This window comes from Micromonospora sp. RTBAU3-60 (assembly GCF_054963695.1).
On sequence record NZ_JBUEGB010000002.1, the window covers coordinates 364,933 to 389,859 of the forward strand.

A 24,927-nucleotide genomic window follows, 5' to 3' on the forward strand; every position below is an offset into this window, starting at 1 on the left:
TTCCACCACCCCCGGCCGCCCGCCTAGGCTCGTGGCGTGACCTCGCGCGCCGCCCTGCTCCGGTGGGCCGAGCGGTACGCGCCGCTGCTGCTCGCCGCGCTGGTGACCGCTGGCACCTGGGCGGCGGCGACCGGGGCGCTGGGCGTCCGCTCGCCGCTGCCCCGGGTGCTCGTCCTTGGCATCGCGCTGGCCTCGGGCGCGGCGGTCCTCGCGTCCCGCCGGTGGCCGCTGGTCGCCATGGCCGCCATCAGCCTGCTCGTCCTGGCCGCGTGGCCGGCCGCCGTCCTCGCCTCCTGGCGGGCCGGGGTACGCCTGCGCGGTCGCCGGCTCGCCGGTTACCTGCTCGGGGCCGGGCTCGTCGTGCTGGCGGGAATGGCGATCGGCGCGGCGGTGGGCGGGGAGCGCCGGCTGACCACGGCCACTCCGGCGAACGCCCTGGCGCTCTTCGCCTGGCTGGTGATCTTCCCATTGGTCGCCGGGCTGTGGATCCAGGCGCGGCGGGACACCCTGGCCGCGCTGCGGGACCGCGCTGAGCGGCTGGAACGCGAGCAGGAGGCGCGGGCCGACCGGGCCCGGGCCGAGGAGCGGGCCCGGATCGCCCGGGAGATGCACGACGTGGTGGCGCATCGGGTCTCGCTGATGGTGGTGCATGCCGGTGCGCTGGAGGTGACCGCGGCCGAGCCCGCCACGATCGAGGCGGCCGCCCTGATCCGGTCCACCGGTCGGGCGGCGTTGGCCGACCTGCGCGAGGTGCTCGGCGTGCTGCGTCAGCCGCCTCAGCCCACCGGTGACCGGGAGCTCGCCTCCGCCGGGATGTCCCCACCCGCGGGACTGGACGCGGTCGACGAACTCGTACAGGAATCCCGGGCGGCCGGACTCCGGGTGCACCGCCACGACGAGGGGACGGCGCGGCCGGTGCCAGGCGCGGTCGCGCGAACCACGTATCGGGTGGTGCAGGAAGGGCTGACCAACGCGCGCAAGCACGCCCCGGATGCCGAGGTCACCGTCCACCTGCGCCACCTGCCCGACGGGGTCGAGGTGAGCGTCCGCAACGGCCCGTCCACCCGGCCCGGTCCCACCCTGCCCGGCGCGGGATTCGGCCTGGTCGGGCTGCGGGAGCGGGTCGAGCTGGTCGGCGGGCGGCTGGCCGCCGGGCCGGGCCCGGACGGAGGATTCCTGCTCCGGGCGCTCATCCCGATGGAGGTGGGGTCTTGATCCGTACCCTGATCGCCGACGACGAGCAACTGATCCGCGCGGGCCTGCGGCTGATCCTCGAGGCCGCGCCGGACATCGCGGTGGTCGGCGAGGCCGCCGACGGCGACGAGGCGCTGGCCGCGGCCGTCCGACTGCGGCCCGACGTGGTGCTGCTGGACGTCCGCATGCCGGGCACCGACGGGCTGGCCGCCGCGGCCCGGATCGTCGCGGAGGGCTCCAAGGTCGTCATGCTGACCACCTTCGACCTGGACGAGTACGTGCACGAGGCGCTGCGCGCCGGTGCGGTCGGCTTTCTGCTCAAGGACACCCCGCCGCGGGAACTCGCCGCCGCCGTGCGGACCGTCGCCGCCGGCCACGCCATGCTCGCGCCGACGGTGACCCGGCGGCTGATCAGCTCCTTCGCCGAACGTGGCCCGGATCGGCGCGAGGTCGCCCGGCAGCGGCTGGCCCGACTGACCGACCGGGAGGCGGTGGTCGTCCGGGAGGTGGCCCGGGGAGATGCGAACGCCGACGTGGCCCGGCGGCTCGGGATGAGCGAGGGCACCGTCAAGGCGTACGTCAGCCGGGCCCTGGCCAAGCTCGGGGTGAGCAACCGGGTCCAGCTCGCCATCCTGGTCCACGACGCCGATCTGCTGTGAGGGCCGATCGGCTCAGCGGCGGGCGGCAGCGCGGGATCGGGACCGGCGGCGGGCCCAGCGGACCGCCTCGAACAGGCCCGTGGCCACGAGCGACAGGCCCACCCCGACGAGCAGGCCCAGGATCGGGTTCTCCTTGAAGGCCAGCCCGCCGAAGAAGCCGAGCAGCCCGCAGTAGAGCGCCCAGGCGGCGCAGGCGAGCACGTCGTACATCAGGAAGCAGCGCACCGGGTAGCGGACCGCGCCCATGGTCAGGGTGACCGCGGTCCGGCCGCCCGGAACGTAGCGGGCGGTGGTCAGGATCAGGCCGCCGCGCCGGTCGACCGCCCGGCGGGCCCACTCGGAACTCGCGCGCCGCCGGCTGTCGGCGGGTAGCCGGGCCAGCCGGTGCCCGCCGCCGCCGCGCCCGATGGCGTACGAGACGTGGTCGCCGGCGAGCGCGCCGAGCGCGGCGGCCACGATCACCAGGACCAGGGCGGGCTCCCCGTCCGCCGCGAAGACCGCGGCGGTGATCACCACCGTCTCGCCGGGCACCGCCGGGAAGAACGCGTCGATCGCGGTGATCGCGAAGATCACCAGGTACGCCCACGGCGAGGTCGCCGTCTGGCGCAGCAGGTCGAGCGCGTCCTCCATGCCCTCATGCTGGTGCCAGGCGGCGGCCGGCGGGCCGAGTCGACGGATCAGGCGGGCACCGGGGTACGCCGGTCGGCACTGACCTTGTCCGCCGCGGTCGGGCCGTGCGAGGTGAGCACCACCGGGACGCCCAGCTCCCGGGCCACCGCCGCCGGCCAGTCGGCGGGCGGGTCGTCGTAGACCGGGCGGGCCCGCAGCAGACGGGCGGTGAGGGCGGCCTGCCGGTCCAGGTCGCCGGCCGGACCCGGAACGATCCGGTCGAGGGTGTCGTAGCGGCGGCAGATCCGCAGCTCCGGGCCGGCCAGGTCGAGGTGGGTGAGCGCCAGGCCGTCCACCCCACCCGCCACGGCCAGCGCGTACCGGTGGGCGACGGCGTCGAAGTGGCCGAACCGGAACCGGCCCTGCCAGGGGTTGGTCGGGTTGCGCGGGTCCGTGTACGGCAGGTCCGGGTCCTCGGTGACCAGCGGCCCGGGCCCGTGCCGGGTGGTCGTCACCCGGAGCACCCCGAGCCGCCGAGCGCCGCCCGCCAGGCCCGCCTCGGCGAGCAGCGTCTCCGCGTTCGCGAAGGTGGTCGTGCTCCACGTGGTGTACGGGTGGAAGCCGTGCCACTCGTCCAACAGCACCCCCTGCGCCCCCTCGAAGACGCAGGCCCCGGCCCGGAGCACCCGGGCCAGGTGGGACCGGTCGACGATCGCCACCCGCGCGGCGAACCCGGCGTACGCGGGCAGGCAGTCCTCGACCGGCGGCGCGTCCAGCGGGCCCAGCTCGGCGGTGAGCCGGTCCCGGAGCGTGGCGAGCCGGCGGCGCAGCACGGCCGGGTGGCGGCAGTCCGCCACCCGGGGCGCCTCGTCGGGGTGGGTGAGGCCGTACGCGACGGCCTCACCCACCCCCAGCCCGCAGGAGCCGTGCCGGTCGGCTCCCCGGGCGATTTCCCGGGCCCGGTTCGCGGCCCGGTGGTACGGGGTGGCCAGCAACGCCTCGCCGTCCACGGTCAGCCGGTCGAGCGCGTCGGACACACCGACCGCCGCGAGGTGGTCGGCCTCGGCGGCCAGCGCCAGCGGGTCCACCACCACGTGCCGCGACAGATGGGTACGAACCCCGGGGCGGAACGTCCCGGAGCCGAACTGCGCGAACGTGTGGTGTCGTCCGTCGCGCAGCACGACGTTGTGCGCCGCCTGCGCGCCCCCGTTGAACCGGACCACCGTGTGCACCGGCCGGCTCCCGCAGAGCCAGTCCACGACGGTGCCCTTGCCGGCGTCGCCGTAGCCGAGGTCGACCACCATCACGTGTTTCACAGCCGGGTGACCCCGCTTTCCGCGGTCGGGGTGAACGGCACCGTCGCCACCGACGCCGGCCGGTCGCCGCCCAGCTTCGCCAGCGCCTTCGAGACCGTCCGGCCGGCCGTCGAGCCGGCCCGGGCCAGGTCGCGCAGCCCTTCGTCCAGGTCGACGGCCTGCTCGCCGAGGCCGACGGTGAGCGCGATGGTCTCACAGACCGCGTCCAGGTCGTCCAGTTCGACGGCGCGCTGCCCGAGCAGGCCGCGCCAGAAGTCCAGCACCTTGCGGCTGCCGGCGTACGCGCTGCCGGCTGGGAGCAGATAGTAGGTGTCCCAGCGGCGGGTCACCTCGTCGACGATCTGCCGTACCGGCACGTCCTCGGCCAACTCGTCGCCGATCAGCCGGGCCACCTGCCGCCGGTCCACCCGCGGGTACGCCAGCTCGTCGCCGATGAGGAAGAGGTAGCCGCGCTGGCCCCGCTTCTCCCAGCAGTCGGTGACCGTGTGCCGGGCCATGAAGTACAGGGCCAGCTCGTACGACTCGGTCATCTGGCCGCCGCCGCCACCCTCCAGCACGATCCGGCCGAGGTCGTCGTCCATCCGGTTGTCCGATTCGAACTGGCCGATCTGCAGCGGCACCCGGTCGCAGGTGGCGTCGCCGATCGCGCCGAACATGAGCTGCGGGTCGCGGGCGTACCCCTGGCGCAGCAGCAGGCCGAGCAGCTGCGGCAGCTTGGTCTGCAGCATCCGGGGGACGTGCCCCATCGAGCCGGTCACGTCGAACAGGACCGCGATGGCGAGCGACTGCGGGTGCTCGGCCGAGTCGCGGCTCTCGCGTACGGCGCCGCGGGGGTCGAGCGCCGGGTGGACGGCGCGGGCCCCGCTGTCGCTGTAGGAGAAGGCGCTCGTGCCGGTGGCCCGGCGGTAGCGGTCGGCGGCGTCGTACACGTCGGTGGACCAGATTCCGCTGCCCATGGCAGCCTCCCTAGGGATTGAGGGTGAAGGGTCGGAAGGTGCGGGGGCCGTAGCGCCGCTCCAGCACCTCGTCGAGTTCGCCGAGCAGCCGCCAGGCGTCGTCGGGCCGGGCGTTGAGGGCCGGTCGCGCGCAGCCGGCGGCGAAGGCGCGCAGCTCGGGTGGGATGCGGTCGGCCATCAGCCAGGTCATGCAGCGGGCGGCCATGGCCAGGTCGGTGCCGGGGCCGCAGGACCGCTTCCCGGTCACCTCCGGCGGGTACCAGTCCTCGTGGCCGGGGACCAGCGCCGGGACCGCCCCCTCGCCGACCACGGAGAAACACCAGTCGACCAGCACCAGGCCGTGTGCGTCCGGCTCGATCAGCACGTGCCGGGGCAGCACCGCGCCGTGCACCACCCCGGCCCGGTGGGCCAGGCCGAGGGCGACCAGCAGCCGCCGCCACATCCAGGCCGCGTCGCGCGGGTCCAGCCCGTCCGGGTACGCCCGGCGCACCTCGTCCAGGCTGTGCAGCCCGGGCGCGGTGGCCAGCACGTTGACCCACCGTGCTGCGCCGGTCGCCGGGTCCCGGGCGGTGAGCGAGTCGACCAGCCGGGGCACGTACGGCAGGTGTCGCGGGTCGCCCCGTTCCTCGATCACCTTCAGGGCCCGGGCCTCGCGGACGGTCAGGTCGTTGTCGGCCGGGTTGCGGGGCAGCTTGAGCAGCCGGTCCGCCCCCACGTCGTAGAGGTCGGCCAGGTCTCCGACGTACGCGAGCCGGCGGAGTGGATAGTCGCCGAGCATGGTCCCGCCTCCTCCCCGCCACCGGGTGGTGACCTCGACGAGCGCGTCGGTGGCGGCGGCGCGTACGTCCGGGTCGGCCGCGCCCAGCCGGTCCGGGTGCAGGGCCGCGACCAGCTTCCGGTAGCGGCGGGCCGGCGCGTCGGTGCCGAACAGGTCGGCGTCGTTGCGGGCCGCCGCGACCAGGCGGATGGCCTCCTCGGTTCTCACCGCACCGTCTCCTCCCGGGCGGGGCGCAGCAGCGCCGGGTGGAGCAGCCGGGCGTCGCCGGCCCGGTAGAGCCTGGCCCGGGGTCCGCCCCGCGCGCCGCCGCGCTCGGTGCTGGCGCCGGTGCTCTCCACGAAGCCCGGCACGGAGAGCACCTTGCGGTGGAAGTTGCCGGCGTGCAGGGGGTGCCCCCAGACCGTCTCGTAGACGGCCCGCAGCTCGGTGATGGTGAATTCGGGTTCGAGGAAGCGGGTGGCCAGCGGGGTGTATTCCAGCTTGGAGCGGGCGCGTTCGAGGCCGTCGTCGATGATCCGGGCGTGGTCGAAGGCGAGCTGCCGGCTGGTCAGCGCGGTCGCCGGCAGCCAGATCGCCTCGTCGGCGTCGGTGCCGGCCGCGGGGTCGGGCAGGTCGGGGGCGAAGGCCAGGTGGGCCACCGAGACCACGCGCATCCGGGGGTCGCGGTCGGGGTCGCCGTAGCTGCCGAGCTGTTCCAGGTGGATGCGGCGCAGCCGCTCGCCGCCGAGCCCGGTCTCCTCGGCCAGCTCCCGCCGGGCGCCGGCGGCCAGGTCCTCGTCGGGGCGGACGAAGCCGCCGGGCAGCGCCCAGTGCCCCTCGTACGGCGGCGCGCCGCGGCGGATCAGCAGCAGGTGCAGCGCGCCCTCGCGGATGGTCAGCGCCACCACGTCGACGGTGACCGCCACCGCCGGGTAGTCCCGAGGGTCGTACGCGGCGAGGTAGTCCTGCTCGTTCACGGTATCTCTCTCACTATGAGAACAACTCAAGGTGAGAACAACCTAGCGTACGAAGGGGGGAACGCCAAGCCCTTCTTCCCTCAGCGGACGGCGCCCACCAACTGCGGTCCGCCGGACCGCGCGTCGTGCAGGGCGAAGTCCCAGGTCGCGTCGGCCGCGGTGGCGCTGAAGGCCACCGTGGACGGCAGCGGCACCGGCAGCTTGAACGCGACGTCCACCGTGAACGCCTCCGGCAGCCGGCTCTCCAGCGCGGCCAGACAGTGCGCCTTGCTCCACATGCCGTGGGCGATCGGGTGGGGGAAGCCGAACAGGCGGGCCCCGAGCCGCGAGGTGTGGATCGGGTTGTGGTCCCCGGAGACCCGGGCGTAGTCGGTCCCCACCCGGCGGGTCACCCGCCAGTGCGCCGAGGCGGCCGGCGGGCTCGGGCGGTCACCCCGGTCGCGCCGCGGACCGCCGCCCGCCGTCCGCTCCTTCCCGAGGTACGTCGAGACGCCCCGCCAGACCTCCGCGCCGTCGACCGAGCCGACCAGCACCACGTCGAGCTGCCGGCCCCGCTCGTGCGGGCGCAGGTTCTCGGCGTACGTGTGGAAGTCCAGGGTTTCGCCGGCCTCGATCGGCCGGTGCACGGTGATCCGGTTCGCCACGTGCACCACCCCGGTCAGCGGGATGGGGAACTCCGCCGCGGTCATCAGCCGCAGCGCCAGCGGGAAGCCCAGCACGTGCACGTACGTCGCCGGCAGCCGGTCGGTGAGCCGGAAGCCGCAGACCCGGTCGTAGTCGGCCAGGTGTGCCGGGTCCACGGTCACGCCGGTGACGCCGAGCTCCACCTCGGGCAGTTCCCGGCCGCGCCGGCCGCCCATCCCGGGCAGCGCGCCGAGCAGGGCCCGCCGGTAGAGCACGCCGGCCGCCGGCATCCGGGGCAGGTCGATCCGGACCCGTCCCTCGGTGCCGCCGGTCGCCGGTGCGACCGCCGCCCCGGCGACGGTCGACAGGTCCCGGGTGACCTCGGCGGCCGCCGCGGAGAGGTCTCGGGTGGCCTCGGCGGCAAGGCCGGAGAGGTCCTGGGTCGCCTCGGCGGACGGGCGCGGGTCGGCGTCCGCCCCCGCCACGGCGGCCCGGGCCGCGGTGAGGTCCTGGGTCGGCCCCTCGATCAGCTCGTGCACCGACAGTTCCTCGATCGGCTCCGCCGACCGCCGCTGCTTACGCCGCGCCATCACGCCCCCAGCAGACTCTGGCCGCACACGCGGATGATGTTGCCACTGACCGCGCCGGTCGCGGGCCACGAGAGCCAGCCGATCGTCTCGGCCACGTCCACCGGCAGGCCGCCCTGGGCCATGCTGTTCATCCGGCGGCCCGCCTCCCGGATCATCAGCGGGATCCGGGCGGTCAGCCGGGTCTCGATGAACCCGGGCGCGACCGCGTTGAGGCTGATCCCGCGCTCGCGCAGCACCGGGGCGAGCGAGTCGACCAGGCCGATCACGCCGGCCTTGCTGGTCGCATAGTTGGTCTGCCCCCGGTTGCCGGCGATGCCGGCGATCGAGGAGACCGAGACGATCCGCCCACCGGCCGGGATCAGGTCTCGCTCCAGCAGCACGTCGTTGATCCGCTCCTGGCTGGACAGGTTCACGTCGATCACCGAGTCCCAGCGGTCGGCGTCCATCCGGCCGAGGGTCCGGTCGCGGGTGATGCCGGCGTTGTGCACCACCACATCGACCCGGCCGTGCCGGCGCGCCAGGTGCTCGGCCAGCCGGGTCGGGGCGTCCGCCGCCGTCAGGTCGAGCTGCACCGCGCTGCCGCCGACCTCGTTGGCGACGGCGGCCAACTCGTCCCCGGCGGCGGGGATGTCCAGCGCGACCACCCGGGCGCCGTCCCGGGCGAGCACCCGGGCCAGGGCCGCGCCGATGCCCCGGGCCGCCCCGGTGACCAGCACCACCTGGCCGTCCAGCGGCCGGTCCCAGTCGGCAGGTGCGGTGGCGGTGCCGGTGCCGACCCGGATCACCTGCCCGGAGACGTACGCGGACCGGCCCGACAACAGGAACCAGAGCGTGGACTCCAGACTGACCGGGGTGCCGCCGTCGCCGTTCCTCGTGACGTACGCGAGCTGGGCGGTGACGCCCCGGCCGAACTCCTTGCCGATGCTGCGGGTCAGCCCCTCCAGGGCGCGCTGTGCGGTCGCCTCGCGGGGCGAGTCGCATTCGGCCGGCGGGGTGCCCAGCACGATCACCCGACCGCAGGGGAGCAGCGCCCGGGCGTGCGGGTGGAAGAAGTCGTAGAGCTGGTGCAGCTCGGTGGAGTCGGTGATGCCGGTCGCGTCGTACACCAGGGCGGCGAAGCGCGAGGTGGCGCCGGTGACGGCGGCCGGGTCGGGCAGCTCGACCCCGGCGGCGGTCAGGGTCTTGCCGACCGGCTCGGCGAGCCGGCCGCTGGTCGACGAGCCGAGCAGGACCGGCCCGGGAACGAGCGGGTCGCCGGGCGTGTGCCGGCGCAGTCGGGGCGGGTCGGGCAGCCCGAGACGCTTGACCAGCGCGCGGCCGGCCCCCGTCTGGACGAAGCTCGCGTAGCGGTCGCTCATGACCGTAGCCTACTGACGAGTAGGTTGGACGCAACCCCTGCCACGCCCCAGCCGGTCGTCAGGTGCCGGAACTCGGTCCGGCGTTTCGTTCGGCCCGCCAGCGGTCCACCAGGGCGGGGAGTTCGCGGAACATGAAGCCGTAGAAATCGCGCATCTCGGCCAGCCGCCGGGCGGCGGGACTGTCCTTCCCCGCGGCGGCTATCCCCTGGTCGGCCGCCTCGAACATGGACTTGACCATGCCGTTCTGCGTGGACATCAGGGTCGCCCAGGCGCCCTCCCGCAGCCGGTAGTGTTCCCGGCGGCTGCCCGGTGCCGGCACCCGTTCGATCAGGCCCACCGTCGACAGCATCTTGATGGCGCCCGACACCGAGCCTGAGCTGACGCCGAGCTGCTCGGTGAGCTCGGTGGCGGTCACGCTCTCCGAGTCGGCGAAGAGAAAGGCCGCCATCACCCGCGCGGTCGCTTTCTGTAGCCCGCCCTGGGACAGGATCAGCGCCATGTGTTCGGCCGCCGCCGTGGTGTCCGCCAAGGTTGTCGCCCTCCTCCGGTGTGATCGGCCCAACTCTAGCATCTCTCAGTCTTCAAAAACCTCTGAAACCTCTGATAACTTCTCCTCATGCCTCCCGCTATCGAGCTCAACGGGCTTACCAAGACGTACGGATCCCGGCGTGGCCTGGCCGGCCTGACCCTCGACGTGCAGCCGGGCGAGGTGTTCGGCTACCTCGGCCCCAACGGGGCCGGGAAGTCCACCACCATCCGGCTGCTGCTGGACCTGATCCGCCCCACCGCGGGCTCCGCCCGCGTACTCGGGTTGGATCCCGCCGCCGACGCCGTCGACCTGCACCGCCGGATCGGCTACCTCGCCGGTGACTTCGTGGTCGACGGCCGCCAGCGGGCCGGGGAGTGCCTGACCTTCCTCGGCAACCTGCGCGGCGGCGTGCCCGCGGCTCGGATCATCGAGCTGGCCGACCGCCTCGAACTGGACCTGACCGCCCGGATCAGGAGCCTGTCCAAGGGCAACCGGCAGAAGGTCGGGCTGGTGCAGGCGTTCATGCACCGGCCGGAACTGCTGATCCTGGACGAACCGACGTCGGGGCTGGACCCACTGGTGCAGCAGACGTTCCTGGAACTGGTCGCCGAGACCCGGCAGGACGGGCGGACCGTCTTCATGTCCAGCCACGTGATGAGCGAGGTCGAGGCGGTCGCCGACCGGGTCGCGATCATCCGCGAGGGGCGGCTCGTCGCCCTGGACACCGTCGCCGACCTGCGCGCTCGGTCCCATCTGCGGGTCCGAATCACCTTCGCCGAGCCGGTCCGGGCCGCGGAGTTCACGGGCCTGCCCGGCGTCCGGGACCTGGTCGTACGGGGTTCCGACCTCGACTGCCGGATCGACGGCACCCCGGACGCGCTGCTGAAAGCGGCCGCCCGGCACACCGTTACCGGCCTGCACGCCGACACCCCGGACCTGGAGGAACTGTTCCACGGCTACTACACCGGCCACCCGGCGCGGCGGGAGATGGCCGATGTCGCCTGATGCCCGCACCTCCCTCCCCTCCACCCACTCCGCCGCCCGAAAGGGCGCGACGACGAACGGCGGCACGATGAATTCACCAGCGACGCAGATCGGCCCCACCGCTGCCGGCCCGGTCCCCGGGACGTCGAGGCTGGCCTGGGTCTTCAGCCGGTCGATGTTCGGCAAGACGATCTACGACAACCGCCGGGTCCTGACCGTCTGGGCGCTGGCCACTGGTCTGCTTGCCATGGCGTACGCCATCTTCTACCCGCAGTTGTCCGCCGAGTCCGCGCCGAGCGTGCCGGAGGCGATGCGAGGCTTCGGGCTGGACGACACCGCCAGTGCTGCCGGCTACCTCCAGGGGGCGGTGTTCGGGCTGCTCGTGCCGCTGCTCGCCACCTTCTACGGCGCGGCGACCGGAGCTCGGATGATCTCCTCGGACGAGGAGTCCGGCTACCTCGACCTGCTGCTGGCGCATCCCATCGGGCGGGCCCGGCTGGTGCTGCACCGGTTCGCCGCCCTGGCCGTCGGCGCTGTGGTGATCTCCGCGGCCGTCCTGGCCGCCGTGCTCGCCGTGCGGGCGTCCGCCCGCCTGGACTCGATCAGCGTCGCCAACTTCACCGCCCAGGCGGTCAACCTGGCGCTGCTCGGGGTCTTCTTCGGCGCACTCGCGACGGCCTTCGGTGCGGCCACCGGGAAGAGCCGGGCCACGGTCTTCGGGCTCACCGCCGGCCTGGGCGTGCTCGGCTACGCCCTGAACGGGTTCGCTCCTCAACTCGGCGCCGAGTGGGCGCGTCACCTCACCCCGTTCCACCACTACCTCGGTGGCGAACCGCTGCGGTACGGCTTCGAGCCGACCGGCCCGCTGGTCCTGGCCGCCGCCACCGCCGTCCTGCTCGGGATGGGCATCCTGCGGTTCGCCCAGCGCGACCTCGGCCGCTGAGCTGAATGGAAGGCCCCCGGTCAACGCCTCGCGTCGTACCGGGGGCCCGTTGACAACTGCCGGTCCGCGCCGGGCCGGCACGTGGCGGTGCGTGCCGGGTCGATGCGTTGAGGACTCGCGCGGCCGCCGTCCGGCGGCGTAGCCTACTGGCGAGTAGGGTACGGGCAACCGAATCGAGGAGGCCGATCGTGCAGAGTGTCCGGCGGGTTGCGGTCATCGGCGGCAACCGCATCCCCTTCGCCCGGTCCAACTCGCGCTACGCGCACGCGTCCAACGCCGACATGCTCGGCGCGGCGCTCGACGGGCTGGTCGCCCGGTTCGGCCTGGCGGGGCAGCGGGTCGGCGAGGTGGTCGCCGGCGCGGTGCTCAAGCACTCCCGGGACTTCAACCTCACCCGCGAAGTGGTGCTCGGCTCCCGGCTCGACCCGCACACCCCGGCGTACGACATCCAGCAGGCCTGCGGCACCGGGCTCGAAGCCGCCATCCTGGTCGCCAACAAGATCGCCCTCGGGCAGCTCGAGGTCGGCATCGCCGGCGGCGTCGACACCACCTCGGACGCGCCACTGGCCATCAACGAGGACCTGCGCCGTACGCTGCTCGCGCTCAACTCCGCCCGGACCCTCGGCGAGCGGCTGAAGATCGCGGCGAAGCTGCGCCCGCACCAGCCGTTCAAGCCGGAGATCCCGCGCAACGCGGAGCCGCGTACCGGGCTGTCCATGGGGGAGCACGCGGCGCGGACGGCGCTGCGCTGGAACATCGACCGGCAGGCCCAGGACGAGCTGGCACTCCGCTCGCACCAGCGGCTCGCCGCCGCGTACGAGAAGGGGTTTTTCGACGACCTGATGACCCCCTACCTCGGGCTGACCCGGGACCAGAACCTGCGCCCGGACACCAGCCTGGAGAAGCTCGGCTCGCTGAAGCCGGTCTTCGGTGCGAAGGGCGCGGACGCCGAGCGGGCCACCATGACCGCCGGCAACTCGTCCCCGCTCACCGACGGCGCGTCGACGGTGCTGCTGGCCTCGGAGGAGTGGGCGCGGGAGCACCACCTGCCGGTGCTGGCCTGGTTCTCCTGGTGCGAGACCGCGGCGGTCGACTTCGTGCACGGCGACGAAGGGCTGCTGATGGCCCCCGCGTACGCGGTGCCCCGGATGCTGGCCCGGGCCGGCCTCACGCTCAAGGACTTCGACTTCTACGAGATCCACGAGGCGTTCGCCTCGCAGGTGCTGGCCACCCTGGCCGCCTGGGAGTCGCCGGAGTTCTGCAAGGAGCGGCTGGGCCTGGACGCGCCGCTCGGGTCGATCGACCGGGACAAGCTCAATGTCAACGGCTCCTCGCTGGCCGCCGGGCACCCCTTCGCGGCCACCGGCGGCCGGATCGTGGCCACCCTCGCGAAGCTTCTCGATCAGAAGGGGAGCGGCCGGGGCCTGATCTCCATCTGCGCGGCGGGCGGGCAGGGCGTGACGGCGATCCTGGAGCGCTGACTCCAAACAACCCCGGCGCTGTGGTTGGCGGCGAACCGACGCTTTCAGCTCACGCCGACCCGTCGCGGCGCAGCGCCTCGCCCAGCATTACCCGACAAGCTGATCCTCAATGAAGCGCATCCTCTTGATGATCTTGCCCGTGCTGGTTTTGTCGTAGCTGTCGTATTCTTTTCGCGGGTCGGCATCCGACCAGGTTATCGAGGCAATGAGATCGTTCCTGTGATGTTCCAAGCGATCTGTGCTCAGGTAGCCTTCGTCAGGCTGCCAGTCTCTCGGCAGATCGTCACTTTCCCGATAGAAGTACATGTGGAAGAACCTGGCCTTGCGTCCTGCTGCCTCAGGTTCTCCCTCGATCGGGTGGTCCTTGCTGTATTTTTCAACCAATTCTTTCAACTGGGTCAGATCTTTGGGTGGGTTCAGGATCATATAATGCTTCCTGATGGTCACCTCTCCTTCATCCGGCTTTCCGAGCACTTCTGCCGTGTTGGCAATTTCGAAGATCTTGGTTTCCCCGCCCGACTCCCCGTTGGTTCCGCATCCGGCCAAGCTCAATGGGATGAAAAACATTCCAATAATGAGAACTAGAATTTTCAAATCGGCCCTGGTCACTCAATCCCCCCGCAGGACATCAATCCTCGTAGAATAGCCGCGAACAACGCCACGAGGTAGGGCGTGGCCGGCTGCGATGTGTAGATCGTCCTTCATCGGGAGGTTGAGGTCGGGAGTGGACCGGCATCAGGTGCGCGGCGCCCTGCTGGCGGCGGGGCTGTCGCCGGACGCCTTCGAACTGGAGGATGTGCACGAGCACGTGCCGGTTCCTCCCGACTTCTGGTTCCTCCGCCGCTCGCCCGGCGGCGGTTGGGAGATCGGCCTCTACGAGCGCGGCGTGTACGACGTCCGCGAGCGGTTCGACACCGAGGAGGAGGCGTCTGCCGGTTTGTACACCTCCCTCACCGGACGACCCGCGCCGTCCTGATCCGCTCCCGGGCAACCCCCGCCCAGGGTCCCTCCGTCACCTGGGCATGAGGCGAACGAGGGACCCCGGATCGTGAACCGGGCCGACGAGGACGAGTACCGGCAATTCGTGGTCGCCCGCCTGGAGGCGTTGCGGCGCACGGCGTACCTGCTCTGCCGCGACTGGCACATGGCCGATGACCTGGTCTCCATCACCATCGGCAAGCTCTACCGGCACTGGCGGCGGGTCCGCGCGGTGGAGAACGTCGACGCGTACGTGCGCGGGATGCTGACCAACGCCTGGCTGGACGAGCGGCGCCGGCCGTGGCGGCGGGAGCGGGCGACCGACGAGGTGCCGGACCAGGTCGATCTGGCGTTGCCGCAGGCGGCCCTGACCGACCGGCAGGCCCTGCTCGAACTGCTGGATCAGTTGCCGCCACGGCGGCGGGCGGTGATCGTGCTGCGCTTCTACTGCGACCTGTCGGTGGAGGAGACCGCCGAGGCGCTGGGGATCAGCCCCGGCACCGTGAAGAGCCAGGCGGCCCGCGGCCTCGACACGCTCCGCGTCCTCGCCACCAACGCGTCGGGTCGAGCGATGGAGGAGTGGGCATGAGCTATCGCCAACTGCTGGACGAGGCGATCGGCGACTCGCCGGCCTCGACGATCGACGTCGGTCAGGTGATCACGCGGCAGCGCCGCAACCTCCGGTTGCGGCGCTGGGCGGCCTGCGGTGCCGCGGCGGCGGCCGTGCTGGGCGTGACCGCCACGGCGGCCCTGCTGTCACCGGTGGCCGAGCCGCCACCGGCACCCGCCGTACGCCCGGGGATCACCACCGTGGCGGGCACCCCGGAGGACCTGGCGCGGCTGGACGACGCCGTCGTCGCGGCGGTGAAGCGTGAGGCGCCCGGAGCGGTGTGGATCAACCCGGCCTCCCCGGGTACGCCCCGCTGGCGCTCGGAGGGCGGCAAACAGCCAAAGACCCTCCTGACGTACTTCCGCCAGAGCGGGATCAGCGTCGACGGGATCGAAGGACACTTCATGGTGCAAATCGACCGGCAACGGCCCGACCTGTTCACCGGGCGCTGTGTGGACCTGCCGGAACAGCATCTGACCTGCCGGGAGAGTGCGGGGCCGCACGGCGAGCGAATCAAGACGCGGGTCAGCAGCCGGGTGGACCAGGACCGGAAGGGCCAGCCGCGGGTATCCACAACCCGGGACGTGACCGTCCTCCGACCGGACAACACGTACCTCACGGTGACCCTGTTGAGCACGTCGCCGGAGGGCGGCCTGCCACTGGCCGTCGAGCAGCAGACCGCCATCGCGCTCGACCCGGCTGTCGCCCTGGGCCCGTTGCCGCCCGGAGTGGTGGTGACCCCGCCGCCGCTGCCTTCCGAGGCGCCGCGGACGCCAACTCCCACGTCGACCCCGACCCGGCTCAGTGGCCCGTTCGATTCCGCACAGCAGCGGCGCATCGACAGCGCGGTGTTCTTGGCGCTGCGCCGGCAGGCTCCCGAGGTCAGGGCGGACAACGGCACCGACCTGGAATCGGCCTGGACGGACACCGGGGGTGACAACACCGCCGACAGCTACTGGGGCCAGGGGCGGATTCTGGTCGGCACGGAGGCCGGGCTCTTCTCGGTGCAGATCAGCCGGCGCGATCCGGATTTCTCCGGAGACTCGACCTGCGGAAAGTCGACCACCGTCTACAGCTGCAAGTCGGGCACCGGGCCGCACGGGGAGCGGTACCGCACCGTCACCAACAGCCGAGCGGGCTCGGCCGAGCGCACGGTCAGCGTCCGGCGCAAGGACGGCTCCTGGCTGGCGGTCACCCTCACCGGCGACCCGCCCGACGGGAAGTTCCCGCTGACCGCCGCGCAGCAGCAGGCCGTCGCGTTCGACACCGCGATCGCCCTGGCCCCCGTGCGGTAGCCGATCTGCCTGGGCAGCGGTCACGCGGTTCGCGGCCGCTGCCCAGGGCGCCGGGTCGGCGACATGGCGGTATCGGGTGGCCCGGGATGCCGCCGGATCGGCGAGGTGGTGCCCTGGTCAGGGCCGCCGGGTCAGGCGGTGGTGCCGCCGTCGATGGCGATCGACGCGCCGCTGATGTGCCGGCCGCCGTCGCCCACCAGGTGGCTGACCGTCGCCGCCACGTCGGCGGGCGTCCCGTACCGGCCGAGGGCGATGTGCGCCCGCTGCGCGTCGGCGCCGGCGCTGTCCGCCGGGTTCATGTCGGTGTCGGTGGACCCGGGCAGGAGCACGTTGACGGTGATCCCGCGCGGGCCGAGTTCCCGGGCGAGGGCCCTGGTCAGGCCGTTGACCGCGCTCTTGGTCATGGCGTAGACGCTTACGCCGGGGGCCGGAACGCGGCTGGCGAAGCTGCTGCCGATGTTGACGATCCGCCCGCCGGCGCGCATGTGGCGTACCGCCGCCTGGGTGGCCAGGAACACCCCGCGGACGTGCACGGCGATGGCCCGGTCGAGGTAGTCGAGGCTGACCTCCTCGATCGGCGCCGCCGCGAACACCCCGGCGTTGTTGACCAGGATGTCCAGCCGGCCCAGCTCGGCGACGGTCCGCTCGACCGCCGCGACCACGGCCGCCGGGTCGATGCTGTCGGCCTGGATCGCCAGGCCGGTGCGGCCGTACGCCTCGATGTCGGCGACCACGGCCTTCGCGCTGTCCCCCGCCTCGCGGTAGGTGAACGCGACGTGGGCTCCGTCCTCGGCCAGGCGGCGTACGACGGCGGCACCGATACCGCGGCTCCCGCCGGTGACCAGGGCGACCTTGCCGGTAAGTCTGGACACGCTTCCCCATTCTCGTCAGTCGATTGCACCGGATGATCACCTTATCCAGCCCCCAGTTGAGCGGTTGGCCGGTACCGGTCCGGCCGGCGGCCCGCCCGGAGCGTCCCGGGCGGGTACGGGAGAATGAGGGCCGTGACGACGATCCCGAACGTGCTCGCCAACCGGTACGCCTCGCCCGAGCTGGTCGCCCTCTGGTCGCCCGAGGAGAAGGTCCGCATGGAGCGGCGGCTCTGGCTCGCCGTCCTGAAGGCCCAGCGGGACCTCGGCGTGCCGGTGCCGGACGGGGTGGTCGAGGCGTACGAGCGGGTGGTCGACGCCGTCGACCTGGCCTCGATCGCGGCACGTGAGCGGGTCACCCGGCACGACGTGAAGGCCCGGATCGAGGAGTTCAGCGCGCTCGCCGGGCACGAGCACGTGCACAAGGGGATGACCTCCCGCGACCTCACCGAGAACGTCGAGCAGCTGCAGATCCGTGCCTCGCTGGAGCTGATCCGGGACCGGGTGGTCGCCACCCTGGCCCGGCTCGCCTGGCACGCCCACGAGTACTCCGGCCTGGTGATGACCGGCCGGTCGCACAACGTCGCGGCGCAGGCCACCACGCTGGGCAAGCGCTTCGCCTCGGCCGCCGAGGAGCTGTTGATTGCGTACGAGCGGCTGGATGACCTGATCAACTGGTTCCCGCTGCGTGGCATCAAGGGACCGGTGGGCACGGCCGCCGACCAGCTCGACCTCTTCGACGGCGACGCCGAGAAGGTGGCCGAGCTGGAGCGCCGGGTCGCCGAGCACCTCGGGTTCAGCCGGGTGCTGGACAGCGTTGGGCAGGTCTATCCCCGCTCGATCGACGTGGCGGTGATCGCCGCGCTCTCCCAGGTGGCCGCCGCACCGTCGTCGCTGGCCACCACGATCCGGCTGATGGTCGGCCAGGAGCTGGTCACCGAGGGCTTCAAGCCAGGCCAGGTGGGTTCCAGCGCGATGCCGCACAAGATGAACACCCGCTCGTCGGAGCGGGTGAACGGCTTCGCCGTGATCATCCGCGGTTACCTGTCGATGGTCGGCGAGCTGGCCGGCGACCAGTGGAACGAGGGGGACGTCTCCTGCTCCGTGGTCCGCCGGGTGGCCCTGCCGGACGCGTTCTTCGCCGCCGACGGGCTGTTCCAGACCTTCCTCACCGTGCTGGACGAGTTCGGCCCGTACCCGGCGGTGATCAACCGGGAGCTGGAGCGCTTCCTGCCGTTCCTGGCCACCACCAAGATCCTGGTCGCGGCGGTCCGGCGCGGCGTCGGCCGGGAGGTCGCGCACGAGGTGATCAAGGAGCACGCGGTCGCGGTGGCGCTGGCCATGCGGGAGAAGGGCGCCGCCGAGAACGACCTCTTCGACCGCCTCGCCGCGGACGGCCGCCTGGGCCTGACCCGGGCCGAGATCGACGCCCTGGTGGCCGACCGGAACGCCTTCGTCGGCGCCGCCGCCACCCAGGTCGACCGGGTGACCGCCCGCATCGCCAAGATCGTCGAATCCCACCCCCACGCGGCGGCCTATTCCCCACCCCCCATCCTCTGACCCCTGCCTCCGCTCGGTTGATCATGAGGTTGGCGGCGGTCCCGGAGATCCACTTCGGCGCAACTTCATGATCAACGCGTGCGGGCCCGGTGGTCAGGAGCCCGGGGTGGGGGTTTCGGCGGCGGAGGAGAGGTTGGGGGCGCTCGCGGGTTCGGCGATGCCGCCGGGGGCGGACGCGATCTCCGGCTCGGTGGCGGTGTCGGCCGCGACGAGCGGCTGGTCGGGCGGCATGACGTCCGGCATCTTGGGTACGACGATCACCGCCGTCCCGTACGCGCAGATCTCCATCCACATCTCGCCGCAGTCCCGGCTGTCGAACCGCATGCCGATCACCGCGTTCGCGCCGAGCCGCCGGGCCTCCTCGCCCAGCCGCGCCACCGAGTCGGTACGCCAGCGGGTGAGGTTGTCCGGCGCCATCGGGTCGTAGGCGCCACCGCGCAGGTTCTTGACCCCCTCGCGGTACGGGTTCCGCGTTCTCGCCATTGAGGAGACCACTTCGCCGAGGATCTGGCGGATCTCGTAGCCGGGCAGTTGATCCGTCGTCACGACCAGCACGGTTCCGATGCTGTCAGCCGGTCGGCGGCCGGTTCGCGAGCCTTGTTCACCTGATCGGATGCTGCGAAACGAGGCGGCGCGGACGGTCGGCGCGGCACCGACCATCCGCGCCGTGACCGGCGCTAACCGTCAGACACCGGCCACCGAGGTGATCCAGGACCGGTTGTACGCGACGCTGCCGTAATTCTGGATGCTCACGCCGTCGGCGGTGGAGGCGACGCCGACCTGCCGGCCGTTGTAGAACTGCGGGCCGCCCGAGTCGCCCCGCCAGGCGTTGCCGCTGATCCTGCTGCTGCGGATCGCCTGCCCGCCGTACGCGTCGGTGGCGCTGTTGCTGGTCACCTGCACGGTGGCGGTCTTGAGCTGGCTGGACGGGTTGCAGCCGCTGTAGCAGGTCATGCCCCAGCCGTAGATCGAGTTGGTCGACCCAATGGGCGGGTTGCTGCTGGCCAGCGACACGGCGGAGGTGGTCACCGGGCTGGAGAGCCGCATCAGCGCGAGGTCGTAGCGGGTGTAGGTGGCGCTGACCGTGCGGGTGGTGCCGCCCGAGGCGTAGTAGACGCTGCCGACCCGAACGGACATGCTGCCGCTGATGCAGTGCCGGGCGGTGAGCACCCACTGGGACGCGATGACGCTGCCGGAGCAGGTGAACGAGCCGTTGCTGAACACCGCGGCGGCCCAGGGCGCGGAGGAGACGGTGCCGCCGCCGATGATCGGTTGCGGCCCGGCCGGGGCGGCGACGGCGCCGGACGCCGTGCCGAGGACGCCGATCATGGCGACGCCGACGGTGGCGAGCAGGGAACGGATGCGCATCGGGGGGACTCCTTACGTCGGGGCACCCGGGGTCGCCGGGTGACGGGGAGCGGGCGACGGGTGGTCGCCGGGCAATGCATCGACTTACATCGATGTACGGTAGGGCTCCGGCCCGGCGCTGGCAAGAAGTCGATAGAGATTAACCGATGTAACAATTTCGCAGCGTCGGCGCTGGTAAGGGGGCGTTCCGCGCAGGGCGGGACATCCGGCGCAGCCCCCTCGGGGCGGTCACGTCGATCACTGCCCGGACGCGCCCCGGCCGGTTCGGCCGGGGCGGTATCTGCCAGGTAGGCTGGCTGCGCTCGCCCGTTGATGGGCCGGCACCCAACTGCGTACACAGTCAGGAGTGCCCCGTGCCTCGCGTCGTCGTCGACGTCATGCTCAAGCCCGAGATCCTCGATCCGCAGGGCCAGGCCGTCGCAAACGCGCTGCCCCGGCTCGGCGTCAGCGACGTCGCCTCGGTCCGGATCGGCAGGCGGATCGAGATCGAGTTCACCGGTGAACCGGACCTGGACCGGGCCCGGGAGATCGCCGACAAGCTGCTGGCCAACCCGGTCATCGAGGACTTCACGGTCCGCCTGGTGGAGACCGACGAGCCCGTGGACGCGCACCAGTGACCGCCCGGATCGGTGTGGTCACCTTCCCCGGCTCGCTCGACGACGGCGACGCGGCCCGGGCCGTACGCATCGCCGGCGCCGAGCCGGTCCAGCTGTGGCACGGCGACCCGCAGCTGCACGGCGTGGACGCCGTGGTGCTGCCCGGTGGCTTCTCCTACGGTGACTACCTGCGCTGCGGGGCCATCGCCCGGTTCGCCCCGGTGATGGAGACGATCGTGGACGCCGCCCGGGGCGGCCTGCCCGTGCTCGGCATCTGCAACGGCTTCCAGATCCTCTGCGAGGCCCACCTCCTGCCGGGCGCGCTGACCCGCAACCAGCACCTGCACTTCCGTAACCGGGACCAGATCCTCCGCATCGAGGCCGTCGGCACCGCCTGGACCAACGCGTTCCAGCCGGGCCAGGAGGTGCTGATCCCGGTCAAGAACGGCGAGGGCTGCTACGTCGCCGACCCGGCGACGCTGGACCGCCTGGAGGCCGAGGGCCGGGTTGTGGCCCGCTACCTCGGCGGCAACCCCAACGGCTCGCAGCGTGACATCGCCGCGATCACCAACGAGGCCGGCAACGTGGTCGGCATCATGCCGCATCCCGAGCACGCGGTGGAGGCGCTCACCGGCCCCTCCCTGGACGGTCTCGGCTTCTTCACCTCGGTGCTCAAGCACCTGGTGGGGGCGCCGGCGTGACCGTGCGCGGCGGGATCAACGGTCGGCTCACCCGTCGCCCCGGCGGCGAGCGCAGCGAGGAGAGGTCATGACCACCCATCCGGACCCGGCCCTGCGGGAGACACCGGGCGCCCTCCCGGCCGACCCGGCGGAGCCGCGTACGGCCGCCGTGGTGCAGCAGGCCGGCCCGGCCGACGACTGGACCCCGGGCGTGGACACCGTGCCCCGGGCCGCCGACACGCCGGACGAACTGCAGCCGTACGCGGAGCTGGGCCTCCGCGACGACGAGTACGAACGGATCCGGCACATCCTCGACCGCCGGCCCACCCAGTCCGAGCTGGCCATGTACTCGATCATGTGGAGCGAGCACTGCTCCTACAAGTCGAGCAAGGTGCACCTGCGCCAGTTCGGTGAGAAGGCTCCGCCGAGCGACCGGCTGCTGGCCGGCATCGGGGAGAACGCCGGGGTGGTCCAGGTCTCCGACGAGCTGGCGGTGACCTTCAAGGTCGAGTCGCACAACCACCCGAGCTTCGTCGAGCCGTACCAGGGTGCGGCGACCGGCGTCGGCGGCATCGTCCGCGACATCCTCGCCATGGGCGCGCGTCCGGTCGCGGTGATGGACCCGCTGCGCTTCGGCGCGGCCGACCACCCGGACACCGCCCGGGTGCTGCCCGGCGTGGTCGCCGGCGTCGGCGGGTACGGCAACTGCCTCGGCCTGCCGAACATCGGCGGCGAGGTGGTCTTCGACCCCTGCTACCAGGGCAACCCCCTGGTCAACGCGCTCTGCCTCGGCGTGCTGCCGGTCGACCGGCTGCAGAAGAAGGAGGCCGCCGGCCCCGGCAACGTCGTGGTGCTGATGGGTGCCAAGACCGGCCGGGACGGCATCGGCGGCGTGTCGGTGCTAGCCAGCGCCACCTTCGACGAGGGCAGCGAGCAGCGCCGCCCGTCCGTCCAGGTGGGCGACCCGTTCACCGAGAAGCTGCTGATCGAGGCGTGCCTGGAGCTGTACGACGCCGAGCTGGTCGTCGGCATCCAGGACCTCGGCGGCGCCGGCCTGACCTGTGCCCTCACCGAGACCGCCGCGGCGGCCGGCACCGGCATGCGGGTCTGGCTGGAGCGGGTGCCGCTGCGCGAGCCCTCGATGGAGCCGCACGAGATCCTGGCCAGCGAGTCCCAGGAGCGGATGCTGCTGGTCGTCGCCCCGGACAAGCTCGACGCGGTGCTCAAGACCGCCGAGAAGTGGGGCGTGCTCGCCACCGCGATCGGTGAGGTCACCCCGCCCGCGCCGGACGGCCAGCCGGGCCGCCTGCTGATCACCTGGCGCGACCACGTGGTGGTGGACGTGCCGCCGGGCTCCCTGGTCGACGACGGGCCGGTGTACGCCCGCCCGATGCGCGAGCCGGCCGACCTGATCCTGCTCCAGGCCGACCGGGCGGAGACGCTGCCCCGGCCGAGCAACCCGGAGGCGCTGCGGGAGACCGTGCTGCGCATGATCGCGTCGCCGAACCTGGCCGACAAGACCTGGGTCACCGAGCAGTACGACCGGTACGTGCTGGGCAACACCGTGCTCGCCCAGCCGGAGGACTCCGGCGTGATCCGGATCGACGAGCGGACCGGCCTCGGCGTCGCCCTCTCCGTCGACGGCAACGGCCGGTACGCGCGCCTCGACCCGTACCACGGGACGAAGCTCGCGCTGGCCGAGGCGTACCGGAACGTGGCGGTGACCGGCGCGAAGCCGATCGCCGTGACCAACTGCCTCAACTTCGGCTCGCCGGAGGACCCGGGCGTGATGTGGCAGTTCGCCGAGGCCGTCCGCGGCCTGGCGGACGGCTGCCTGGAGCTGGGGATCCCGGTGACCGGCGGCAACGTCAGCTTCTACAACCAGACCAACGCGGCGGCCATCCACCCGACCCCGGTGGTCGGCGTGCTGGGCGTGCTGGACAACGTCGCGGACCGGGTGCCGATGGGCTTCGTGCCGCGCGCGGGTGGCGACCACGACCAGCTCTTCCTGCTCGGTGAGACGCACGTCGAACTCTCCGGCTCGGAGTGGGCGTGGGTGACCCACGAGCACCTCGGCGGCATCCCGCCGCAGGTCGACCTGGGCCGCGAGCGGCAGCTCGCCGAGCTGCTCGCCGCCGCCGCCCGGGTGGGGCACCTCAGCTCCGCGCACGACCTCTCCGACGGCGGCCTCGCCCAGAGCCTGGTCGAGTCCTGCCTGCGGCGCGGCGTCGGGGCCCGGGTCGCGGTGCCCGAGCACTTCGCCGGCGGGTCGATGCCGTTCGTCTTCCTGTTCAGCGAGTCGGCCGGCCGCGCGCTGGTGTCGGTGCCGCGCGGGCACGAGAAGGCGTTCACCGCGCTCTGCGCCGAGCACGGGGTGCCGTGGGAGTTCATCGGGGTCACCGACCCGGCCAGCGGTGCGCTGGAGGTGCACGACCAGTTCCGGATCGGCCTCGACGAGCTGCGCGCCGCGCACACCGCGACCCTGCCGCGCCTCTTCGGCGACGCGGCGGCGGTCAGCGCGGCGGAGGCGACCGGTGACGCCCCGGCGGAGGCCGCGGACGCCGCCGTGGCCCCGGACACTGCGGTGGAGGCGGCGGTTCCTCCGGTGGCGGAGCCGGTGGCGGCGGACGAGCCCGGGTCGGCCACGGACGCTGCAGCGGCCGTCGCCGCGGCTGCCGACGCCCCGGCGGAGGCTGGTTCCGCAGCGGCCGATGCCCCGGCCGAGGCTGGTTCCGCAGCGGTCGACGCCCAGGCGGAGGCTGTGGCGGCCGCGCCGGCCAGCGACGCGCCCGACGACGCCCCGGCCGACGGCCCCGAGGCAGCGTCCGGACCGGCGCAGGCCGGGCCGGCGGGTTCCGCGACGGCTGCCGGTGACCCGGACGAGCAGGCCCCTGCGGCAGATCAGCGCTGAGGCCCTGGCCTTGGCCGTCTACGGACAACCCGGTGCCGGCGCCCGGTTCGACTGGGGGCTGACCGGGGCGGCGGAACTCGGCCGGGTCTGTGCCGCCCTGGTGGTGGTGGACGTGCTCTCGTTCACCACCGCCGTGGAGGTGGCGGTCAGCCGCGGCATGCGGGTGCACCCGTTCCCCTGGGGAGAGCAGGCCGCCGAGTACGCCCGCCGGGTCGGGGCGGTCGCCGCGGTCGGCCGCCGGCGGGTGACCCCGGAGCACCCGTGGTCGCTCTCGCCGGCGGCGTTGCGGACCGCACCGGTCGTCGCCGACCTGGTCCTGCCCTCGCCGAACGGCTCGGCGATCAGCGCCGCCGCGAGCGCCACCGGCGTGCCGGTGGTGGCGGCGTGCCTGCGTAACGCACCCGCCGTCGGGCGCTGGCTGCGCGCCGAGGGGTACGGCTCGAACGACGCGCCGGTCGGTGTGGTGGCCGCCGGTGAGCGCTGGCCGGACGGTTCACTGCGCCCCTGCGTGGAGGACCAGCTCGGGGCGGCCAGCGTGCTCGACGCCCTGTCCGGAGTGCCGGGCGGGCTCTCGGTGGAGGCGGCGATGGCCCTGGCCGCGCTGGCCAGCACGCCCGACGTACCCGCCGCCGTGCGGGGGTGCGTCTCCGGGCGGGAACTCGTTGAGGGCGGCTTCGCCGGGGACGTGGAGGTCGCCGTCCAGGTGGGTGTCTCCGACGTGGTGCCGGTCCTGCGTCAGGGCTACTTCGCCGCTGCCTGACCCGGCTCTGCCGCGTGGTCGGGGCTCGGTCGCCTGGCCCGGCTGCGCCGCCAGATCCGGCTCCGCTGCGAGGCCCGGCTTGGCGTGCGGTTCCGGTGGGCCGGCTCCTGGCCCGGTCGGTGGCTACCAACCTGATGGCGCAGACGGCTCACGTGATCGCGGTCCGCGCGGCCGCGCCTGAGCCGGGACGGCCCGACCTCCCTGATTCGTTTACGACATCAGGTCTGTAGCGGGCCGTCCACAACTGTCGGTTGCCGTGGGTGGTCACGGTGAAGGGGGCGCCCGGCGACCGTCCACCGCCGATTGGCCGCCGCCACTGTCGA

General features: G+C 73.0%; 25 protein-coding genes. 13 read left to right on the plus strand and 12 right to left on the minus strand.

The annotated features are described in order from the left end of the window. Positions 1-36 precede the first annotated feature (36 nt). Positions 37-1,215, plus strand: a complete 1,179-nt coding sequence (locus tag ACY34I_RS03870; RefSeq protein WP_462752477.1) for a sensor histidine kinase — start codon at positions 37-39, stop codon at positions 1,213-1,215. Beyond that, positions 1,173-1,853, plus strand: a complete 681-nt coding sequence (locus tag ACY34I_RS03875) for a response regulator (RefSeq protein ID WP_462752553.1) — start codon at positions 1,173-1,175, stop codon at positions 1,851-1,853. Before ACY34I_RS03870 ends, ACY34I_RS03875 begins: the two co-directional genes overlap by 43 nt. Before the next feature lie 12 nt (positions 1,854-1,865). Here the strand turns inward: ACY34I_RS03875 and ACY34I_RS03880 are convergent, their stop codons facing one another. From ACY34I_RS03880 to ACY34I_RS03915, 8 genes are all read right to left on the minus strand, one after another. Continuing rightward, entirely contained in the window at positions 1,866-2,483 is a 618-nt protein-coding gene (locus ACY34I_RS03880; RefSeq protein WP_462752479.1) for a DedA family protein, read from the minus strand. Between the two features lie 47 nt (positions 2,484-2,530). After that, on the minus strand, positions 2,531-3,778 hold the full coding sequence (locus tag ACY34I_RS03885; RefSeq protein ID WP_462752481.1) for an adenylosuccinate synthetase: 1,248 nt from the start codon (positions 3,776-3,778) through the stop codon (positions 2,531-2,533). Next, entirely contained in the window at positions 3,775-4,734 is a 960-nt protein-coding gene (locus ACY34I_RS03890; RefSeq protein WP_462752483.1) for a hypothetical protein, read from the minus strand. Before ACY34I_RS03890 ends, ACY34I_RS03885 begins: the two co-directional genes overlap by 4 nt. 10 nt (positions 4,735-4,744) lie before the next feature. Further along, positions 4,745-5,719, minus strand: coding sequence for an RIO2 family protein (locus tag ACY34I_RS03895; RefSeq protein WP_462752485.1), 975 nt, complete (start codon positions 5,717-5,719; stop codon positions 4,745-4,747). Next, positions 5,716-6,468, minus strand: coding sequence for an NUDIX hydrolase (locus ACY34I_RS03900; RefSeq protein WP_462752487.1), 753 nt, complete (start codon positions 6,466-6,468; stop codon positions 5,716-5,718). The genes ACY34I_RS03895 and ACY34I_RS03900 overlap by 4 nt, the downstream gene beginning before the upstream one ends. 80 nt (positions 6,469-6,548) lie before the next feature. After that, entirely contained in the window at positions 6,549-7,682 is a 1,134-nt protein-coding gene (locus ACY34I_RS03905) for a MaoC/PaaZ C-terminal domain-containing protein (RefSeq protein ID WP_462752555.1), read from the minus strand. Continuing rightward, the gene (locus tag ACY34I_RS03910) at positions 7,682-9,040 is read right to left on the minus strand and encodes a 3-oxoacyl-ACP reductase (RefSeq protein ID WP_462752489.1); all 1,359 of its coding nucleotides are present in this window, start codon (positions 9,038-9,040) and stop codon (positions 7,682-7,684) included. Before ACY34I_RS03910 ends, ACY34I_RS03905 begins: the two co-directional genes overlap by 1 nt. A 58-nt stretch (positions 9,041-9,098) precedes the next feature. Next, a complete protein-coding gene (locus ACY34I_RS03915; protein ID WP_462752491.1) occupies positions 9,099-9,569 on the minus strand; it encodes a GbsR/MarR family transcriptional regulator in 471 nt (156 codons plus the stop codon). 87 nt (positions 9,570-9,656) lie between these two features. Between ACY34I_RS03915 and ACY34I_RS03920 the strand changes: the two genes are divergently transcribed. The 3 genes from ACY34I_RS03920 (at position 9,657) to ACY34I_RS03930 (ending at position 12,977) form a co-directional block, all read left to right on the plus strand. Further along, positions 9,657-10,574, plus strand: coding sequence for an ABC transporter ATP-binding protein (locus ACY34I_RS03920; RefSeq protein WP_462752493.1), 918 nt, complete (start codon positions 9,657-9,659; stop codon positions 10,572-10,574). Between the two features lie 67 nt (positions 10,575-10,641). Continuing rightward, positions 10,642-11,496, plus strand: coding sequence for an ABC transporter permease subunit (locus tag ACY34I_RS03925; RefSeq protein ID WP_462752496.1), 855 nt, complete (start codon positions 10,642-10,644; stop codon positions 11,494-11,496). A gap of 188 nt (positions 11,497-11,684) precedes the next feature. Further along, complete coding sequence (locus ACY34I_RS03930) at positions 11,685-12,977, plus strand: acetyl-CoA C-acetyltransferase (protein WP_462752498.1); 1,293 nt, start codon at positions 11,685-11,687, stop codon at positions 12,975-12,977. A gap of 87 nt (positions 12,978-13,064) precedes the next feature. Here ACY34I_RS03930 and ACY34I_RS03935 read toward each other — a convergent pair whose 3' ends face one another. Next, on the minus strand, positions 13,065-13,586 hold the full coding sequence (locus tag ACY34I_RS03935) for a hypothetical protein (protein ID WP_462752500.1): 522 nt from the start codon (positions 13,584-13,586) through the stop codon (positions 13,065-13,067). A 115-nt stretch (positions 13,587-13,701) separates the two neighbouring features. Here ACY34I_RS03935 and ACY34I_RS03940 point away from each other — a divergent pair, with 115 nt between their 5' ends. The 3 genes from ACY34I_RS03940 to ACY34I_RS03950 all read left to right on the plus strand — a co-directional run bounded on the left by ACY34I_RS03940 (position 13,702) and on the right by ACY34I_RS03950 (position 15,860). Continuing rightward, positions 13,702-13,953 (plus strand): hypothetical protein, encoded by a 252-nt coding sequence (locus tag ACY34I_RS03940; RefSeq protein WP_148793934.1) that lies wholly within the window; start codon positions 13,702-13,704, stop codon positions 13,951-13,953. A gap of 72 nt (positions 13,954-14,025) precedes the next feature. Continuing rightward, positions 14,026-14,544 (plus strand): SigE family RNA polymerase sigma factor, encoded by a 519-nt coding sequence (locus ACY34I_RS03945; protein WP_462752503.1) that lies wholly within the window; start codon positions 14,026-14,028, stop codon positions 14,542-14,544. Beyond that, positions 14,541-15,860 carry a hypothetical protein gene (locus ACY34I_RS03950; RefSeq protein ID WP_462752505.1) on the plus strand — a complete coding sequence of 440 codons (1,320 nt, stop codon included), beginning with the start codon at positions 14,541-14,543 and terminating at the stop codon, positions 15,858-15,860. Before ACY34I_RS03945 ends, ACY34I_RS03950 begins: the two co-directional genes overlap by 4 nt. 131 nt (positions 15,861-15,991) lie before the next feature. On the opposite strand, the gene ACY34I_RS03955 is transcribed toward ACY34I_RS03950, so the two are convergent. Next, a complete protein-coding gene (locus ACY34I_RS03955) occupies positions 15,992-16,732 on the minus strand; it encodes an SDR family NAD(P)-dependent oxidoreductase (RefSeq protein WP_462752507.1) in 741 nt (246 codons plus the stop codon). Between the two features lie 132 nt (positions 16,733-16,864). Between ACY34I_RS03955 and purB the strand changes: the two genes are divergently transcribed. Then, positions 16,865-18,289, plus strand: a complete 1,425-nt coding sequence (gene purB, locus ACY34I_RS03960; protein WP_462752509.1) for an adenylosuccinate lyase — start codon at positions 16,865-16,867, stop codon at positions 18,287-18,289. 93 nt (positions 18,290-18,382) lie between these two features. On the opposite strand, the gene ACY34I_RS03965 is transcribed toward purB, so the two are convergent. Together ACY34I_RS03965 and ACY34I_RS03970 are read right to left on the minus strand one after the other, a co-directional pair. Next, a complete protein-coding gene (locus tag ACY34I_RS03965; protein ID WP_462752511.1) occupies positions 18,383-18,949 on the minus strand; it encodes a YbjQ family protein in 567 nt (188 codons plus the stop codon). A gap of 24 nt (positions 18,950-18,973) precedes the next feature. Then, entirely contained in the window at positions 18,974-19,657 is a 684-nt protein-coding gene (locus ACY34I_RS03970; RefSeq protein WP_462752513.1) for a S1 family peptidase, read from the minus strand. 353 nt (positions 19,658-20,010) lie between these two features. Between ACY34I_RS03970 and purS the strand changes: the two genes are divergently transcribed. From purS to ACY34I_RS03990, 4 genes are all read left to right on the plus strand, one after another. Beyond that, positions 20,011-20,274, plus strand: a complete 264-nt coding sequence (gene purS / locus ACY34I_RS03975; protein ID WP_148793941.1) for a phosphoribosylformylglycinamidine synthase subunit PurS — start codon at positions 20,011-20,013, stop codon at positions 20,272-20,274. Beyond that, positions 20,271-20,954, plus strand: a complete 684-nt coding sequence (purQ, locus tag ACY34I_RS03980; RefSeq protein ID WP_462752516.1) for a phosphoribosylformylglycinamidine synthase subunit PurQ — start codon at positions 20,271-20,273, stop codon at positions 20,952-20,954. The genes purS and purQ overlap by 4 nt, the downstream gene beginning before the upstream one ends. Positions 20,955-21,021: 67 nt before the next feature. Further along, the gene (purL, locus tag ACY34I_RS03985) at positions 21,022-23,844 is read left to right on the plus strand and encodes a phosphoribosylformylglycinamidine synthase subunit PurL (protein WP_462752518.1); all 2,823 of its coding nucleotides are present in this window, start codon (positions 21,022-21,024) and stop codon (positions 23,842-23,844) included. A 10-nt stretch (positions 23,845-23,854) separates the two neighbouring features. Continuing rightward, on the plus strand, positions 23,855-24,604 hold the full coding sequence (locus ACY34I_RS03990) for a 2-phosphosulfolactate phosphatase (protein WP_148793944.1): 750 nt from the start codon (positions 23,855-23,857) through the stop codon (positions 24,602-24,604). Positions 24,605-24,927: the final 323 nt, after the last annotated feature.

Excerpts from the sequence above, each read along its gene's own strand:
- ACY34I_RS03925 (WP_462752496.1), top strand. The coding sequence starts at position 10,642 with ATGAATTCACCAGCGACGCAGATCGGCCCCACCGCTGCCGGCCCGGTC.
- ACY34I_RS03880 (WP_462752479.1), bottom strand. The coding sequence starts at position 2,483 with ATGGAGGACGCGCTCGACCTGCTGCGCCAGACGGCGACCTCGCCGTGG.
- purL (WP_462752518.1), top strand. The coding sequence starts at position 21,022 with ATGACCACCCATCCGGACCCGGCCCTGCGGGAGACACCGGGCGCCCTC.
- ACY34I_RS03970 (WP_462752513.1), bottom strand. The coding sequence starts at position 19,657 with ATGCGCATCCGTTCCCTGCTCGCCACCGTCGGCGTCGCCATGATCGGC.
- ACY34I_RS03905 (WP_462752555.1), bottom strand. The coding sequence starts at position 7,682 with ATGGCGCGGCGTAAGCAGCGGCGGTCGGCGGAGCCGATCGAGGAACTG.
- ACY34I_RS03965 (WP_462752511.1), bottom strand. The coding sequence starts at position 18,949 with ATGGTCGGTGCCGCGCCGACCGTCCGCGCCGCCTCGTTTCGCAGCATC.
- ACY34I_RS03890 (WP_462752483.1), bottom strand. The coding sequence starts at position 4,734 with ATGGGCAGCGGAATCTGGTCCACCGACGTGTACGACGCCGCCGACCGC.
- ACY34I_RS03950 (WP_462752505.1), top strand. The coding sequence starts at position 14,541 with ATGAGCTATCGCCAACTGCTGGACGAGGCGATCGGCGACTCGCCGGCC.
- ACY34I_RS03920 (WP_462752493.1), top strand. The coding sequence starts at position 9,657 with ATGCCTCCCGCTATCGAGCTCAACGGGCTTACCAAGACGTACGGATCC.
- ACY34I_RS03910 (WP_462752489.1), bottom strand. The coding sequence starts at position 9,040 with ATGAGCGACCGCTACGCGAGCTTCGTCCAGACGGGGGCCGGCCGCGCG.